Annotated in this window: 11 protein-coding genes; 8 read left to right on the plus strand and 3 right to left on the minus strand. The window is 65.1% G+C overall.

Annotation, left to right across the window (positions count from 1 at the left end; all coding sequences use genetic code 11):
• Positions 1 to 17 precede the first annotated feature (17 nt).
• Positions 18 to 1,652: a M28 family metallopeptidase gene (locus tag AB4Z44_RS08240; protein ID WP_404713566.1), complete on the minus strand. Its 1,635-nt coding sequence runs from the start codon at positions 1,650 to 1,652 to the stop codon at positions 18 to 20.
• Between the two features lie 218 nt (positions 1,653 to 1,870).
• Between AB4Z44_RS08240 and AB4Z44_RS08245 the strand changes: the two genes are divergently transcribed.
• The 8 genes from AB4Z44_RS08245 (at position 1,871) to AB4Z44_RS08280 (ending at position 12,977) form a co-directional block, all read left to right on the plus strand.
• A complete protein-coding gene (locus AB4Z44_RS08245) occupies positions 1,871 to 4,063 on the plus strand; it encodes a DPP IV N-terminal domain-containing protein (RefSeq protein ID WP_404713567.1) in 2,193 nt (730 codons plus the stop codon).
• Positions 4,064 to 4,239: 176 nt separating this feature from the next.
• The gene (locus tag AB4Z44_RS08250; protein ID WP_404713568.1) at positions 4,240 to 4,572 is read left to right on the plus strand and encodes an ArsR/SmtB family transcription factor; all 333 of its coding nucleotides are present in this window, start codon (positions 4,240 to 4,242) and stop codon (positions 4,570 to 4,572) included.
• Position 4,573: 1 nt separating this feature from the next.
• A complete protein-coding gene (locus AB4Z44_RS08255; protein ID WP_404713569.1) occupies positions 4,574 to 5,035 on the plus strand; it encodes an SRPBCC domain-containing protein in 462 nt (153 codons plus the stop codon).
• Positions 5,036 to 5,088: 53 nt separating this feature from the next.
• Positions 5,089 to 5,250 (plus strand): hypothetical protein, encoded by a 162-nt coding sequence (locus tag AB4Z44_RS08260; protein ID WP_404713570.1) that lies wholly within the window; start codon positions 5,089 to 5,091, stop codon positions 5,248 to 5,250.
• A gap of 27 nt (positions 5,251 to 5,277) precedes the next feature.
• Entirely contained in the window at positions 5,278 to 8,004 is a 2,727-nt protein-coding gene (locus AB4Z44_RS08265; protein WP_404713571.1) for a valine--tRNA ligase, read from the plus strand.
• A 111-nt stretch (positions 8,005 to 8,115) separates the two neighbouring features.
• Entirely contained in the window at positions 8,116 to 10,410 is a 2,295-nt protein-coding gene (locus AB4Z44_RS08270) for a GH92 family glycosyl hydrolase (RefSeq protein ID WP_404713572.1), read from the plus strand.
• 68 nt (positions 10,411 to 10,478) lie between these two features.
• Positions 10,479 to 10,928 (plus strand): hypothetical protein, encoded by a 450-nt coding sequence (locus tag AB4Z44_RS08275; RefSeq protein ID WP_404713573.1) that lies wholly within the window; start codon positions 10,479 to 10,481, stop codon positions 10,926 to 10,928.
• Positions 10,929 to 10,952: 24 nt separating this feature from the next.
• A complete protein-coding gene (locus AB4Z44_RS08280) occupies positions 10,953 to 12,977 on the plus strand; it encodes an amidohydrolase family protein (protein ID WP_404713574.1) in 2,025 nt (674 codons plus the stop codon).
• A 109-nt stretch (positions 12,978 to 13,086) separates the two neighbouring features.
• On the opposite strand, the gene AB4Z44_RS08285 is transcribed toward AB4Z44_RS08280, so the two are convergent.
• On the minus strand, positions 13,087 to 13,614 hold the full coding sequence (locus AB4Z44_RS08285; RefSeq protein WP_404713575.1) for a J domain-containing protein: 528 nt from the start codon (positions 13,612 to 13,614) through the stop codon (positions 13,087 to 13,089).
• A 40-nt stretch (positions 13,615 to 13,654) separates the two neighbouring features.
• Complete coding sequence (locus AB4Z44_RS08290; RefSeq protein ID WP_404713576.1) at positions 13,655 to 15,646, minus strand: hypothetical protein; 1,992 nt, start codon at positions 15,644 to 15,646, stop codon at positions 13,655 to 13,657.
• Between the last annotated feature and the right edge of the window lie 15 nt (positions 15,647 to 15,661).

Genomic DNA, 15,661 nt, shown 5'->3' on the forward strand with positions numbered 1-15,661 from the left:
GTTCAGGGTGACGGAGACTACTTCCGCTGCCCGGCCGTCTCGTCGCGCTTGGCCTTGAACTCCGCATCCGCGCTCCACTCGGGCCAGCTCCGGCTATCGGCCAGCGCACGTCCGGCATTGTAGAGCAAGGTTAGATCCGGTCCGACGCTAGACAGATCCCAGTCGGCACTCCACTCGTCGGCCGGCTGGTGGTAACGATCCTTGGTATAAGCGTCCCCCAGCGCACGACCGCGCGCGACGCCGCCATTCACCAGATCGATGCCGGGCTTGTACGACACCGCCGGCACGCCCTGCTTGGCCATCGAGAAATGGTCCGAGCGGTAGAAGCCGCCGGTCTCGGTCCGCGGATCGGGCGAATAGACCCGGCCGAGCTTGGTGCCCTCCGCCACCAGCAGATCGAGCAGCCCCAGCTTGGCGACGCCGGAGATCGTGAAGTCCTTCGCCGCCCCCTGCCCGAACATATTGTCCATGTTGAACATGCCGGCGGTGGTCGCGAGCGGATAGACCGGGCTGGCGCCATAATATTCGGAGCCGAGAAGTCCCTTCTCCTCCGCCGTCACCGCGAGGAAGACGATTGAGCGATCGGTACGCGGTGCATGCGCGAAGGCCCGGCCCAGTTCGAGCAGGCTGGCGATGCCCGAGGCATTGTCCCGCGCGCCGTTATAGATGCGGTCGCCCTTCGCATCGGGCTGCCCGATGCCGAGATGATCCCAATGCGCCGAATAGATCACGGTCTCGTTCGGATGGGTCTTGCCGGGCAGCCGGCCGAGAATGTTGTGCGAGACGATCGTCTGCGCCTTCACGGCATAAGAGGCGTCGAGCGTCGCGTTGAGCGCGACCGGCTTGAAATCCTTCTTCTGCGCCGCCTTCTTCATCGCGTCGAAGTCCATCCCCGCCGCCTTGAACAGATCGACCGCGAGATCGCGCTGGATCCACGCCTCCAGCGGCACATGCTCGGCCATCGGCTTGGCGCGGACGATATCGAACATCGTGTTGGTGTTGCTGTTCTTGACCGTCGCCCAGCCATAGGAGGCCGGCGCATATTCGTGGATGACGAGCACGCCCGCCGCGCCCTGCCGTGCGCCTTCCTCATATTTGTAGGTCCAGCGGCCATAATAGGTCATGGTCTTGCCGCCGAAATCGCCCTCCCCGCCTTCGAAATCGGGGTCGTTGACGAGCACGACCATGATCTTGCCCTTGAGATCGGCGCCCTTGAAATCGTCCCAGCCGCGCTCGGGCGCCTTCACGCCATAGCCGACGAACACGAGCGGCGCGGATTTGAGGTCGACCCTGGTCTGGCCGTTGAGCGCCGCGCGCGCCGCGATCTCCTGCCCCTGGGTCAGCGGGCGGACGGTGCCCCCGATATGGAGCGCGATGTTCGGCGTGCCGACGATATCGGACATGAGCAGGGGCACGTCCTGCGTCCACTTGCCGCCGGGACCGCCGGGCTGGAGGCCAGCCGCCTTCATCTGCGTCGTGATGAAGTCGATCGTCTTCGCCTCCGCACGCGTCGCCGGCCCACGGCCTTCGAAGGCATCGCTCGACAGCGTCTTCACATCCTGGCTGACGCGCATGGCATCGAAGACGGGTTCGGCCGCATAAGCCGGCGCGGTCAGGATGGTGGCAGCGAGTAAAGCGGCGATCGTGCGCATAGCGGTTCCTGTCTGGGGGTAGCGGGTTGCTAGAACGGCAGCGCGCGTGAGGGAATGCAAAACCTTCCGTTCGTGTCGAGCGAAGTCGAGCGCGACGAGAAGGAGCGTTGCGCAGCGTCCCTCGACTTTGCTCGGGACGAACGGACCGGTTGAAAGGTTCTGAAAACGCACAGCCAAGACAGATGTGGCGGAACGATGCGGGGACGCTAAAAGCCGGCATGCACAAGCTTCTGACGGCCGCTCTCGCCATGACCATCACCACCGCCTCGCCCGCCGCCCGGCTTACCCTGGAGCGCATCTTCGGCAGCCCGGCTTTGTCGGGGGTGGCGCCGCGCGAGGTGAAATTGTCGCCCGACGGCACGCTTGCGACCTTGCTGCGCAACCGCCCCGACGATCGCGACCGCTACGATCTGTGGGCGATCGACACGAGCAGTGGGCAGGCACGCATGCTGGTCGACAGTGCCAAGCTCGGATCGGGTGCGGCCTTGTCCGAAGAGGAAAAGATGCGCCGCGAGCGCGGGCGGATCGGTGGCACCAAGGGCATCGTCGCGTACGATTGGGCACCCGACGGCAAATCGATCCTCGTGCCGATCGATGGCGAACTGTTCGTCGCCGGCCTCGATGGATCGGCCAGGCGGCTGGAGGGCACCAAGGGTGTCCTCGATGCGCATATCTCGGCCGCCGGCCATCATGTCTCGTTCGTGCGCGATCAGAACCTTCATGTGATCGATCTTGCCAGCGGCGCGGATCACACGCTCACCCCCGATGGTGGCGGCACGGTCACCTGGGGCTCGGCCGAGTTCGTCGCGCAAGAAGAGATGGCACGCACCGTCGGCCATTGGTGGGCGCCGGGCGACATGGCGGTGGCGGTGGAGCGCTATGACGAGGCCAAGGTGCCGATCGTCACCCGCGCCGCGATCGGCGCCGACGGCACGAAGCTGTTCGAACAGCGCTATCCCGCCGCGGGCTCGCACAATGTCGCGGTCGAATTGTGGGTCATCGCGCCGGATGGGTCGAAGCGGGTCAAGGTCGATCTCGGTGCGGATGCCGATATCTATCTCGCCCGGGTCAACTGGGCACCCGACGGCAAGATTCTCTACGTCCAGCGCGAGAACCGTGCACAGACCAGGCTCGATCTGCTTGCGGTCGATCCCGCGACCGGCGCCAGCAAGATCGTGCTAAGCGAGAGCGCGAAGACCTGGATCAACCTCAACAATGATTTCCGCGCGCTCAATGACGGCAGCCTGATCTGGGGTTCGGAGCGCAGCGGCTTCGCGCATCTCTATCATTGGCAGGCGGGCCAGCTTACCCCGATCACGCGCGGCGCGTGGGCGGTGACCAAATTGATCGGCGTCGATCAGCACGCCAAGCTTGTTTATTTCATCGCCAACCGCGACGACGCGATCGGCCAGCAACTCTACCGGGTACCGCTCAAGGGCGGCACGCCCGAGCGGCTGACCGACACCGGCTGGTGGAGCGACGCGGTGATGGACCGCGGCGCGACCCGCGCGCTCGTCACCGCCTCCAATCCGCTCCAGCCGAGCCAGGTCTATCTCGCCGATGCCACCGGGAAGCGACTGGCGTGGATCGAGGAGAACAAGGTCGCGGGCGATCACCCGCTCGCGCCCTATCTCGCGGATTTCGTCAAACCCGCCTTCGGGACGCTCAAGGCGGCCGACGGCAGCACCCTCCACACCAAGCTGATCCGCCCGGCGGGCCCCGGCCCCTTCCCGGTGTTCGTGCAGGTCTATAACGGCCCCGGCGCCGGCCGGCAGGTGACCGAGCAATGGAGCGGGCGCGACGTGCCGCTCCACCAATATCTCGTCTCGAAAGGCTGGGCGGTCTTCTCGATCGACGGCCGCGGCTCGCCCGATCGCGGCAAGGCGTTCGAGGACGGCATCCATCATGCGATGGGCACGGTCGAGGTCGAGGACCAGCTGGCCGGCCTGCAATGGCTCAAGGGCCAGAGCTTCGTCGATGCCAGGCGTATCGCGGTCTACGGCTGGTCCTATGGCGGCACGATGACCTTGAAGCTGCTGCAAGCCGCGCCCGGCGCCTACGCCGCCGGCGTGTCCGGCGCGCCGGTCACCCGCTGGGAATTGTACGACACCCATTATACCGAGCGTTACCTGGGCAATCCTGCGATCGATCCCGCGCCGTACAAGGCATCGGACCCGATCGGCGGCGCGGCGAAGATCGCCGATCCCTTGCTGATGCTGCATGGCATGGCGGACGACAATGTGGTGTTCGACAACGGCACCGCGATGTACGCGGCGCTGCAGGCGGCAGGCACGAAGTTCGAGCTGATGGTCTATCCCGGCCAGACCCACGCCTTCACCAGCAGTGCGCAGCTCCACGTGTGGAAGACGATCGAGGATTTCCTCGATCGACGGGTCTTGTCGGCGAAATAATCCCGTCGCCCGTGCAGGGACCTCGCCAAAGTATCGCTTTGGCGGGAACCGTGAAGGCAGGCGCCCATCGCTCTATCCAATCGTGCCAGCTCTCGTTGCGGGAGACATGGGGCCCCTGCCTCCGCAGGGGCGACGAAGTCATTGCCTTTTATATAGCAATTTAGCTATATAGCCATATGGCTATCGAATCACTCGACCGCGCTTTCGCCGCGCTTGGCGATCCGACCCGGCGCGCAATCCTCGCCCGGCTGGCGCTGGGCGAAGCGAGCGTGTCCGAACTCGCCAAACCGTTCGGTTTCTCGCAGCCCACCATCTCACGCCATCTCAAGGTGCTCGAGCAGGCCGGGCTGATAGAAGGCGGGCGCGATGCGCAGCGGCGGCCACGCCGGCTCCAGCCGGAGGCGATGCGCGAGCTGACCGACTGGCTGGAGCATTTCCGCGCCACCTGGGACCGTCGCTTCGACAATCTCGACCGCCACCTCGCCACGATGACGCAAAAGGAGACATAGGATGCCGGCGACCACAGAACGCACCTCCGGTTTCGAGATCGACCGCGCCGCGCATACGATTCGCTTCACGCGCGATTTTGCGGTCGATCCCGCGACCGTCTTCGCCGCCTGGACGCGGCCCGAACATCTCACCCACTGGTGGGATTCGACCGGCAAGCCGCTCACCCGCTGCGAGATCGATCTGCGCGTCGGCGGCGCCTTCGCCTTCACGGTGCACGATTATCCCGACATGCCGTTTGCCGGCACCTACCACGAGATCGTGGCCAACGAGCGGATCGTGTTCGATGCGATCGGCGCGATCGGGCGCGTCATGCTGGAGGCGACCGGCGGCGGCACCCGCATGACCGTCGAGATCGTCTGCTCCTCGGCCGAGCATCTAGACCAATTCGTCCAAATGGGCGTCCAGACCGGCACGGCAGCGACGCTCGACAATCTTGTGGCCTATCTCGGCACGGCGGCCTGATCGCGTTGGGGAGACTTGCGGCCGCGCGGCTCGTTGGCGCATATCTGCCGGCCATGAAGCTCCCCAACGGCAAGGACGTGAATGGCCTTTGGATCGTGCTCGCGATCCTGATTCTCGCCTGCCTGCTTGCCTGGATCCCGCGCAGCATCGACAAATATGGCACGAAGGTGACCACGCAGGCGGCGCCTTCGCACCAACAGGGGGTGCAAGCTTGATCGCGGGCCTCTAAGGACGCCCGCATCATGACGATCGACAAGACCTTCGACCCTGCCGGCATCGAGGCCCGCTGGTACGCCCATTGGGAAAGCACGAGTGCGTTCCGCCCCGCGCGCGACGAGGCCGAGCCCTTCACCATCGTGATCCCGCCGCCCAACGTGACGGGATCGCTCCACATCGGCCACGCGCTCGACGTGACCCTGCAGGATATCCTCGTCCGCCACGCCCGCCTCCAGGGCAAAGATGCGCTGTGGGTGGTCGGCACCGATCATGCCGGCATCGCCACCCAGATGGTGGTCGAGCGCACGATCGCCAGCCAAGGGCTCACCCGGCAGGAATTGGGGCGCGAGGCGTTCCTCGATCACGTGTGGGAATGGAAGCGCCAATCGGGCGGCACGATCACGCGCCAGCTCCGCCGGCTGGGTGCCTCGTGCGACTGGTCGAACGAGCAGTTCACGATGGATCCGCATTTCTCCAAGGCGGTGACTCGCGTCTTCGTCCAGCTCTATCGCCAGGGCCTGCTCTATCGCGACAAGCGCCTGGTCAATTGGGACCCGCATTTCCGCACTGCCATCTCCGATCTCGAGGTCGAGACCAAGGAGACGAACGGCAAGTTCTGGCACCTCGCTTACCCGCTCGCTGATGGCACGGGCACAATCTCGGTCGCGACGACGCGGCCCGAGACGATGCTGGCCGACATGGCGATCGCGGTGAACCCCAGCGACGAGCGCTACACCGCCTTGATCGGCAAGCAGGTGCGCCTGCCGATCACCGGCCGCCTCATCCCGATCATCGCCGACGAGCATGCCGATCCCGAGCTCGGATCGGGCGCGGTCAAGATCACGCCGGGGCATGACTTCAACGATTTCGAGGTAGGCAAGCGCGCGGGCTTCAGGCCGGCCGAAATGCTCAACATGCTCGATGCCGAGGCGAAGGTGACGCAGACCGCCGACGGGCTGATCCCGGCCGATCTGGTGGGCGTAGACCGGTTCGAGGCGCGCGCGTTCGTCGTCAAATTGCTGGAGGAAGCCGGCGCGCTCGAAAAGGTCGAGGATCGCGTGATCCAGACGCCTTATGGCGATCGTTCGGGCGTGGTGATCGAGCCGTGGCTGACCGATCAGTGGTATGTGGACGCGAAGACGCTCGCCGGCCCGGCGCTGGAGGCGGTGCGATCGGGCGACATCCGCGTCGTTCCCGAGACGTGGAAGAAGACCTGGTATAACTGGCTGGAAAATATCCAGCCGTGGTGCGTCAGCCGCCAGCTCTGGTGGGGTCACCAGATCCCGGTCTGGTACGATCCCGACGGCAATGCCTATGTCGCCGAGAGCGAGGACGAGGCGCAGCAGCAGGCCGGCAACAAGCCGATCCGGCGCGACGAGGACGTGCTCGACACCTGGTTCTCGTCCGCGCTGTGGCCTTTCGGCACCTTGGGTTGGCCCGACGAGAGCGAGACGCTCAAGCGCCACTACCCTAATGACGTGCTCATCTCGGGCTTCGACATCCTGTTCTTCTGGGATGCGAGGATGGCGATGCAGGGTCTTCATTTCATGGGCGAAAAGCCGTGGAAGACGCTCTACCTCCACGGCTTGGTCCGCGACCAGCACGGGCAGAAGATGTCCAAGTCGAAGGGCAATACGGTCGATCCGCTCGGCCTGATCGACAAATACGGTGCCGACGCCTTGCGCTTCACGCTCGCCGCGATGGAGAGCCAGGGGCGCGACATCAAGCTCGATGAAAAGCGCGTCGAGGGCTATCGCAACTTCGCGACCAAGCTGTGGAACGCCGCGCGCTTCGCCCAGGCCAACGGCATCGGCGGATCGGCCACGCTGGAGCCGCCGGTGGCGACGCTCGCGGTCAACAAGTGGATCCTTGCCGAGACGGTCAAGACGATCCAGGCGCTTGACCTCGCCATCGCCGATCTGCGCTATGACGAGTCCGCGAACACGATCTACCATTTCGTGTGGGATCAGTTCTGCGACTGGTATCTGGAGCTGATCAAGCCGGTCCTCTCTCCCCTCCCGCTTGCGGGAGGGGTCGGGGGAGGGCCTGACATTTCGGAGATTTCCCCCGCGGATAGCCCCTCCCCTAACCCCTCCCGCGAGCGGGAGGGGGATCAGGTGGAAACCCGCGCCGTGGCCGGCTGGGTGCTCGATCAGATTCTCGTCCTGCTCCACCCGTTCATGCCGTTCATCACCGAGGAATTGTGGCATGCGCTTGCCGACCGCGAGCATGACCTGATCCTCGCATCCTGGCCGATGGCCGATGCGCGCGCGATCGATCCGGCGGCGAGCGCCGAGATCGAGTGGCTGATCAGGCTGGTGCAAGAGGTGCGCGCCGCGCGCTCCGAGCTGAACGTGCCGCCGGGGGCGAAGCTGCCCTTGTTCGTGAGCGATGCGTCGGCGGAGACCGCGGGGCGGTTGGATCGCCAACAGGCCACCCTTTCGCGTCTGGCGCGGCTGGAGTCGATCCAGCTCTCGGCTTTCACCGGCACCGGTGCGGCACAGGTGGTGGTCGACGAGGCGACCTTCGCGCTCCCGCTCGAAGGCGTGATCGATCTGGCCGCCGAACGTGCGCGTCTCGCCAAAGGCGCAGAGGCGGCGGCGAAGGAAGCGGCGTCGCTGGCGGGACGGCTGGGCAACCCGGCGTTCGTCGAGAAGGCCAAGCCCGAGGCGGTCGCGAAGGCGCGTGAGGATCATGCGGCGAAGTCTGCCGAGGCGGAGCGGCTTAGAGCGGCATTGGCTAGACTAGGCTAACCCGTCGCCCCTGCGAAGGCAGGGGCCCATGTCTCTCGCGAATAGAGATGGTGGGCGTTGATAGAGAGATAGGCCCCTGCCTCCGCAGGGGCGACGGGAAGGATCGGGGCGATGCGGATCACTCTTGCTCTGGCGCTCGCACTCTCCGCTCCTGCGGCCGCCTCCACCTACACCGACGCCGATCCCTTCGTCGGCACCGGCGGCGAGGGCCACACCTTCCCCGGTGCGGTCGCGCCGTTCGGGATGGTGCAGCTCAGCCCCGACACCGACACGAGTTGCGTGATCCGCGCCTGCTACAAATGGGCGGCGGGCTATCGCTACGAAGACAAGACGATCCAGGGCTTCAGCCACACCCATTTTTCAGGCGCGGGCCATTCGGACCTGGGCGATTTCCTGATCATGCCGGTGTCGGGCGAGGCGGTGTCGCTGGAGCCGGCCGGCTACCGATCGCGCTTCGATCATACGCATGAGCAGGCCGAGCCCGGTTACTACGCCGTCGATCTGATCGATCCCAGGGTCCATGCCGAACTGACCGCGGGCACCCGCATCGGCGCGCACCGCTACACCTTCGCGCCGGGCGCGAAGGCGCATCTGGTATTCGATCTGCGCACCTCTCTCTACAATTATCCGGGCAAGGTGCTGTGGTCGTCGATCCGGCTGCGGCCCGACGGCACCGTCACCGGCTGCCGCCAGACGCGCGGCTGGGCGCCCGATCGCGTGCTCTGCTTCGCGATGCGCTTTTCGGCACCGCTGACCGGCCATGCCTTCGTCAGCACCGAGACCGACATCGCCTACAAGGGCTTTCAGGGCCCGGGGCGCGGTACCGACGATCTGGCCGAGCGCACCGGCCGCGCGATCGTCGCACGTTTCGATTTCGGCACGCTCGATCACCCTCTCGAAGTGAAGGTCGCGATTTCATCGGTCGACGAGGATGGCGCGATCGCCAACCTTGCCAGTGAACCGGCCGATTTCAACACGATCCGTGCCAATACGAAGGCTGCGTGGGAGCAAGCGCTGGGTGTGGTCGACATCGCCGCCCCCGCCCCCACACGCAAAAGCCTCGCCACGGCCTTCTACCATAGCTTGCTGGCGCCCTCGGTCGCGAGCGATGCCGACGGGCGCTATCGGGGGCCCGACAATCAGGTCCATATCGCGCAGGATTTCACCTTCCGCTCGACCTTCTCGCTGTGGGACACGTTCCGCGCCGAGCATCCTTTGCTCACGCTCATCCAGCCCGAGCGTACCAATGCCGATTTCATCCGATCTTTGGTCGAAAGCCGCAAGGAGAGCCCATTCGGCATCCTGCCGGTCTGGCAATTCCAAGGACGCGAGACGTGGACGATGATCGGCTATCATGCCGTCCCGATCATCGCCGACGCCTATCTCAAGGGCATCAAGGGCTTCGATCCGAACGAGGCGCTCGATGCGATGGTCGCGAGCGCCACCTACGGCCCCTATGGCGGGCTCGCCGACTATATGAAGCTCGGCTACGTGCCGATCGATCGCGAGCCCGAGGCGGCGTCGAAGACGGTCGAATATGCCTATGACGATTGGACCATCGCCATGATGGCAAAAAAGTTAGGTCGGTCCGATGTTTACGAGACGTTCCTCAAACGATCCGGCAATTGGCGCAACAGCTTCGACGTCAAGAACGGCTGGCTCCGGGCCAGGCTCTCGAACGGGCAGTTCCGCACCCCGTTCGATCCCGCCGCGATCAATTACGGATCGGATTATACCGAGGGCAATGCGTGGCAATATAGCTGGTTCGTGCCGCAGAATCAGGCCGGGCTGGTCCGGCTGCTCGGCGGCGACAAGGCGACGATCGCGAAGCTCGACGCGATGTTCGATTTCGACACGAGCAAGCTCGATTATTCGCATGCCGAGGACATATCCGGGCTGATCGGCCAATATATCCACGGCAACGAGCCCAGCCACCACGTCGCCTATCTCTATTCCTATGCCGGCGCGCCGTGGCGGACGCAGGAGCGACTCAGGCAGATCGTCGACAGCCAGTACAAGCCGACGCCCGATGGTTTGGCCGGCAATGACGATCTCGGCCAGATGTCGGCCTGGCTGGTCTTCACCGCGCTCGGTTTCTACCCCGTTACCCCCGGCAGCCTGGAATATGTGATCGGCCGGCCGTTCGTGAAGCGTGCGACGCTCCATCTGCCCAATGGCAAGACCTTCACGATCGTCGCGGATCATCTCGACGACGCGCATCCTTATGTCGGTTCGGTGATGCTCGACGGCCGCCCGCTGACCCGCGGCTTCATCCGCCATGGGGAGATCGTGACCGGCGGTGAACTCCACTTCGTCATGGCGGCCAAGCCGAACAAGAGCTGGGCGAGCGCGGCCGCCATGCGGCCAATGTCGATGGATGCAGGCCCCTTCGCTCGTGGGAAGTAGGGTTCACGCATAGTCGAAAGGTCTGGTTTGGGTTACGCTCTCCTCGACACCAAAAAGGGAGAGATGCCATGAAGCTCAACCGTCGCCAGGCCGTCACCGCCGGCGCGATCGCGCCGTTCGCGCTGGCCCAGGCCGCCGTCGGCCAGACGATCGCGGCCGGACAGGCGCGGATCTTCCACGTCTTCGCCACGCCCGACGGCAAATCGCACATCGAGAAAGTGCCGGTGCCGCCGATGCACAACAAGCCGCTGCCGGTCGAGTCGGTCGTGTTAACCGTGATGGAGCCCGGGGTCGAGGATTGGCACCACGCCCCCTTCAAGACCTTCACGATCAACCTTCAAGGCAACATCCGCGCCGAAATGGCCGATGGGTCGAGCGAGGCAATCGGGCCCGGCGATCTCGTCTACCTCGAAGACCTGACCGGCAAGGGACACGTCACTCACCTGCTGACGCGCGTCACCTGTTTCTTCCTGCAAATGCCGGCGGATTTCGAACTCAAGTCGTGGCTTGCGGGGTGATGCCAACCATGATCTAGCCGGCCGATGATCAGCAAAACCGCCCTCACCCTCGCGCTCGCCGCCCTCCCCCTCGCCCCGCTCGCCGCGGAGACCGCCACATACAGCGTGATCTTCGGCGGCAAGAATGTCGGCCATGTCATCGCCGACACGCAGGGCAACCGCACGACGATCGACTACAACGTCAAGAACAATGGCCGCGGGCCGACCATGGCCGAGACGATCCTGTTCGGCGCGAGTGGCCTGCCGACCAGCTGGACGATCACGGGCACCACCACCTTCGGCAGCAAGGTTTCCGAGACGTTTTCGCAGACCGGGGCGAAGGCGAGCTGGACGGACGCGACCGGCAAGGGGGGCGCTGTCACCAAGGAGCGCGCCGTCTATGTCGCGCAGAGCGGCAGCCCCTTCTCCGACCAGATCTATGCCCAGGCCCTGCTGAAAAGCCCCGGAATGAAGATGCCGGCGCTCCCCGGCGGCATGCTGCGGCTGGAGAAAGGCGAGACGTTAACCGTCCAGGGTAAAGGCGGCCCGCTGCAGGTGACGCGCTACGATCTCACCGGCATCAGCACGACGCCCGAGACGATGCTGCTCGACGACAAGGGCACTCTGTTCGCCAGCGTCAGCCCGAGTTCGATCACGATCCGGGCCGGCTATGAGGACGAGCAGGTGCGCCTGCGCAAGCTCGCCGCCGACTGGTCGACCCAACGCTTCGTCACGATCCAGCGCGAGGTGGCGCACAATTATGGCGCGCCGGTGCGGATAACCAATGTCCGCCTGTTCGATCCGAAGACGTCGACGCTGACGGCGCCGGTCTCGGTGCTGGTCAGCGGCAAGCAGATCGCCGCGGTCGAGCCGCTCGACAGCCCGGCCACGCCGGGCGAAGTCACGATCGACGGCAAGGGCGGCACGCTTGTGGCGGGCATGTACGAGATGCACGCGCATATCGGCCAGGACGATGCCCTCCTCAACCTGATCGCGGGCATCACCACGGTGCGCGACATGGGCAACGACAATGCCGTGCTCGCCAAATTGATCGACCGGATGGACGCGGGCGAGATCGGCGGCCCGCACGTCATCCGTTCGGGCTTCATCGAAGGCAAGAGCCCCTATAGCGCCAATAACGGCATCCTCGTCGACAGCGAGCAGGCGACGATCGACGCGGTGCGCTGGTACGGCGCGCGCGGTTTCTGGCAGATCAAGAGCTACAACAGCATGAACCCGGCGTGGATTCCCGCGCTGGTGAAGGAAGCGCACCGGCTCGGCATGAGGGTCGCGGGCCACGTCCCGGCCTTCTCGACCGAGGATGCCGATATCGAGGCGGGCTTCGACGAGGCGACCCACATCAACCAGTTCGTGTTGCAATGGGTGATCAAGCCCGACGAGGACACCCGCACCCTCTTCCGCCTGACCGCGCTCAAGCGGCTGCCCGCGCTCGATCTCAACAGCCCGCGCGTCCAGCATTCGATCGATCTGATGGTCCAGCACAAGTCCGCCATCGACCCCACGCTCGGCATCCACGAAAATCTGATGTTCAACCGCGACGGGCAGGTGCCGCCGGGCGCGGTCGACTATATCGATCACCTGCCGATCGGCGACAAACGCGACAAGATGAAGGCATGGATCGACACGTCCGCGCCGGGCGACGACCTCGCCTACCGCCAGGCATTCGGCAAGCTGGTCGCCGTGACGAAGATGCTGCACGATCGCGGCGTTTTCATCGTGTTCGGTACCGACACGGGCGGTTCGTTCACCTATCACCGCGAGCTCGAACTCTACCAGCAGGCCGGCTTCACCGCGCCCGAGATCCTCAAGCGCGCGACCTGGGACAGCGCGGTCTATACCGGGCAGGACCAGCAGATGGGCTCGATCGAAAAGGGCAAGCTCGCCGATTTCTTCCTGATCCCCGGCGATCCGACCAAGGACCTGAAGGCGATCAAGACGATCGCGATGGTGGTGAAGGACGGCACCTTCTATTATCCGAGCGAGGTCTATCCGAAGTTCGGGATCACCCCATTTGCGGATGCGCCGACGGTGGTGATGCCGAAGGGGTGAGCCCCTCCCTGTACCGTCACCCCAGCGAAGGCTGGGGTCTCGGGCGGGACGAGGTGGCCTACAATCCTCCTAAGATCCCAGCCTTCGCTGGGATGACGGCAGAAGGAGATTAGGCCGCCCGCCGCTCCTCGGCCTGCCTGAGCACATCATACGCCGCCTGCACCGCGCGAAACCGCTCGGCCGCTTTCTCGTCGCCCGGGCGCACATCGGGATGGTTGGCCTTGGCATGGCGGCGCCACGCGGCCTTCACCTCCTCGAAATCGGCGTCGACCTCCAGATCCAGCACCTCGAGTGCACGGATCTCGTCGCGCGAGCGCGTGCCGTCGCCCGGCCCGGCCCAGCGATAGTGGCGCGATTGCTCGTAGGCCGAACCCTCGCCGCGCTCGCTCGCCTCACGCGCGGCGGCTTCCTCGGCCGACAGGCCCTCGAAGTAGTTCCAGTTGCGGTTATACTCGCCGGCATGCTCCTCGCAGAAATACCAGCGTTCGGGGCTGTTGGGCGATTTCGGCGCAGGCCGATCGCCGGGCTTGTCGCAGCCGTCGCGATCGCACATGCGGACCGCCGTCGCGCCACGCTCGCTGCCATATTCGCGCCAGCGAGGGAATCCCCAGTCGTTCGAACGTGTGAAGCGCGCCATGGTGGCTACATAAGGCGAGGCGGCCGAAAGACCATCACGGCTATGTCTTTTTTCCCTTGGGCTTGCTCGTTGCCAGGTCGGGACGCGCGTAAAAATTGACGTTGATGGTCGCCCCGCCACAGCCGAGCCCGCCTTCCGGCCGATAACTTTGCGTGTACCGGGCATTCTTAATGCCTTGCGCCGCCACCTCGTCGAAGATGAACGGCGGATAGGAAAGAATTGCACGTCGCCTCGTCGTCATACCGTCTGCCGTGATGTCGAACTCGACCCGCGACCAGCCCGATACGCCCCAGGCGACGATATCGTCGGGATAATCCTTGCTGGAAAGCCCCTGCCGTTTCATCGCCGGCTGGGCATCGACCAGCGCACATTGCTGGCTGTTGAGGCCCGTGCCCAGATAGGATGCCCGCGCGGCTGTCAGATCGCCGGCCTTCGCCTGCAAGTTCGACAGTCGCAGCAACGCGCCCACCCGCAACGGATCATGCGCATCCAGCCGATCGTCATGCGCAACGATGGCGAGGTGGGGAGCGATCGTGGCGCCACCGTCACTGTTATGGCGCGCCAGATCGGCCGCCACGAGGATTAGCGCGGCCCGCGCGCGCGCATCGGTCGAAAATTCAGCGGTTGAAGCGGCGCGCAGCAGCATCGCGATGCGTTCCGCCCGCCAGCCCGCCTGCCTACCGTTCTCATCACCCTGGCTGATGAGCAGCCAGGCGATGACCGCCGGTGCGGCACGTTGGGACTGCGCCAAGTCCAAGGCCCGGCGCAGCGCTGCGGTGCGCGTCGCATAATCGGCGAGCTTGCTATCGCCCAATTGTCCGAGCAGGCGGATGAGCAAGGCCGGGTTCCCGCCTGGCGCCCCGGCGCGCTCGATATCGGCCCGCAGGGATGCGACCGAGGGATCCGTTTCCGCGCCGTCGCTCGCGCCGGCGCCTCTGGAGGTAAACCAGCGCGATACCTCATCCATCAACGCGACCGAAACCGCCGGCCGATCGACAGCGGTCGAGCAGCGAATCTCGACACGCGTCGCAGTGCGATAGAAGAGCGGCACGCGGGCTATGTCGTCGACCCGCCACGCCCAATTCCGCACAGCGCGCGCAAGATCGAGCACGGGCATCCCGACACGCGAGGCGTAGATCGGAGCAGCGTAAAATACGGCCCCCTCGGGATTGACACCGAACTCGATCACGGCAACGTCGTCCGGCCGAAGCGCGTCGGTGCAGGGGGGAAGATCCATCTGCGCAGCACGCGCGAACACATCGTCCGGCATGCGCCCCGCGCCGGTCATGGCCATGAGTTGATGCGCCTCGGACGAATGGCCAGCGCGCGAATTGGCGATGGCAAGATCGGAGCGGACGACCACGTCGCTGATATCAGTTCGCGATGTAACCCCGCCCTGATCGGCAACCGCCTTGTTGAGTTCACGGATCGCGCCGGCATAATCACCGCTGTTCATCAGCACACGGCCGCGCATGTCCCGTAGGGTCGCGTCGGAGGTCTTCTGTTTCTTGCCCGGATCCGCCATGGCGATCGCGTCGTCGATCTCAGCCAATGCCTTTTTTGGGTCGTCGAACATGTCGATCTGGACGAGCCCGAGCAAAGCCGCCTGACGATATTCAACGTCCTTGCTTTCCGCGAGAACCAGTTCGAACAGCGCTCGCGCGGCTTCGTAGTCATAGTCGGCAAAATCGATCTGGGCGAGTTGAAGCGCTCCCTCGACGCGGAACATCCCCGCCGCCGCCTTGGCATTTGATGTCAGCGCGAGACCTGATCGGAGAGCGGCCGTCGCATCCTCGATACGGCGCAGCTTGAGCAAGGCCAGGCCCTTGCCCAGTTGCGCAATGCCGCGCGAACGGGCGCTGGCACCCGGCCAGGTTTCGGCGGCCGTAAAACCGTCATACGCCTGCTGCCACTGCTCGGCACCGAGCGCCACATTGGCGCGATCGAATTGAATTTGGAGCGTGGTCGGCGCGGCAGGCGGTGCAGCAACGGGTACGGTAGCCTGCGCCAGCACCAAAGCCATCAACAGCATGGATATCCTCCCCCC

Origin of the sequence: Sphingomonas sp. MMS24-J13, assembly GCF_044905095.1 — a bacterium.
Taxonomy (GTDB): Bacteria; Pseudomonadota; Alphaproteobacteria; order Sphingomonadales; family Sphingomonadaceae; genus Sphingomonas_I.

What these genes read in the sequence shown, in the direction of transcription:
- AB4Z44_RS08250 (WP_404713568.1), top strand. Translation starts at nt 4,240, where the DNA reads ATGGCTATCGAATCACTCGACCGCGCTTTCGCCGCGCTTGGCGATCCG.
- AB4Z44_RS08255 (WP_404713569.1), top strand. Translation starts at nt 4,574, where the DNA reads ATGCCGGCGACCACAGAACGCACCTCCGGTTTCGAGATCGACCGCGCC.
- AB4Z44_RS08290 (WP_404713576.1), bottom strand. Translation starts at nt 15,646, where the DNA reads ATGCTGTTGATGGCTTTGGTGCTGGCGCAGGCTACCGTACCCGTTGCT.
- AB4Z44_RS08260 (WP_404713570.1), top strand. Translation starts at nt 5,089, where the DNA reads ATGAAGCTCCCCAACGGCAAGGACGTGAATGGCCTTTGGATCGTGCTC.
- AB4Z44_RS08285 (WP_404713575.1), bottom strand. Translation starts at nt 13,614, where the DNA reads ATGGCGCGCTTCACACGTTCGAACGACTGGGGATTCCCTCGCTGGCGC.
- AB4Z44_RS08240 (WP_404713566.1), bottom strand. Translation starts at nt 1,652, where the DNA reads ATGCGCACGATCGCCGCTTTACTCGCTGCCACCATCCTGACCGCGCCG.
- AB4Z44_RS08245 (WP_404713567.1), top strand. Translation starts at nt 1,871, where the DNA reads ATGCACAAGCTTCTGACGGCCGCTCTCGCCATGACCATCACCACCGCC.
- AB4Z44_RS08270 (WP_404713572.1), top strand. Translation starts at nt 8,116, where the DNA reads ATGCGGATCACTCTTGCTCTGGCGCTCGCACTCTCCGCTCCTGCGGCC.
- AB4Z44_RS08275 (WP_404713573.1), top strand. Translation starts at nt 10,479, where the DNA reads ATGAAGCTCAACCGTCGCCAGGCCGTCACCGCCGGCGCGATCGCGCCG.
- AB4Z44_RS08265 (WP_404713571.1), top strand. Translation starts at nt 5,278, where the DNA reads ATGACGATCGACAAGACCTTCGACCCTGCCGGCATCGAGGCCCGCTGG.
- AB4Z44_RS08280 (WP_404713574.1), top strand. Translation starts at nt 10,953, where the DNA reads ATGATCAGCAAAACCGCCCTCACCCTCGCGCTCGCCGCCCTCCCCCTC.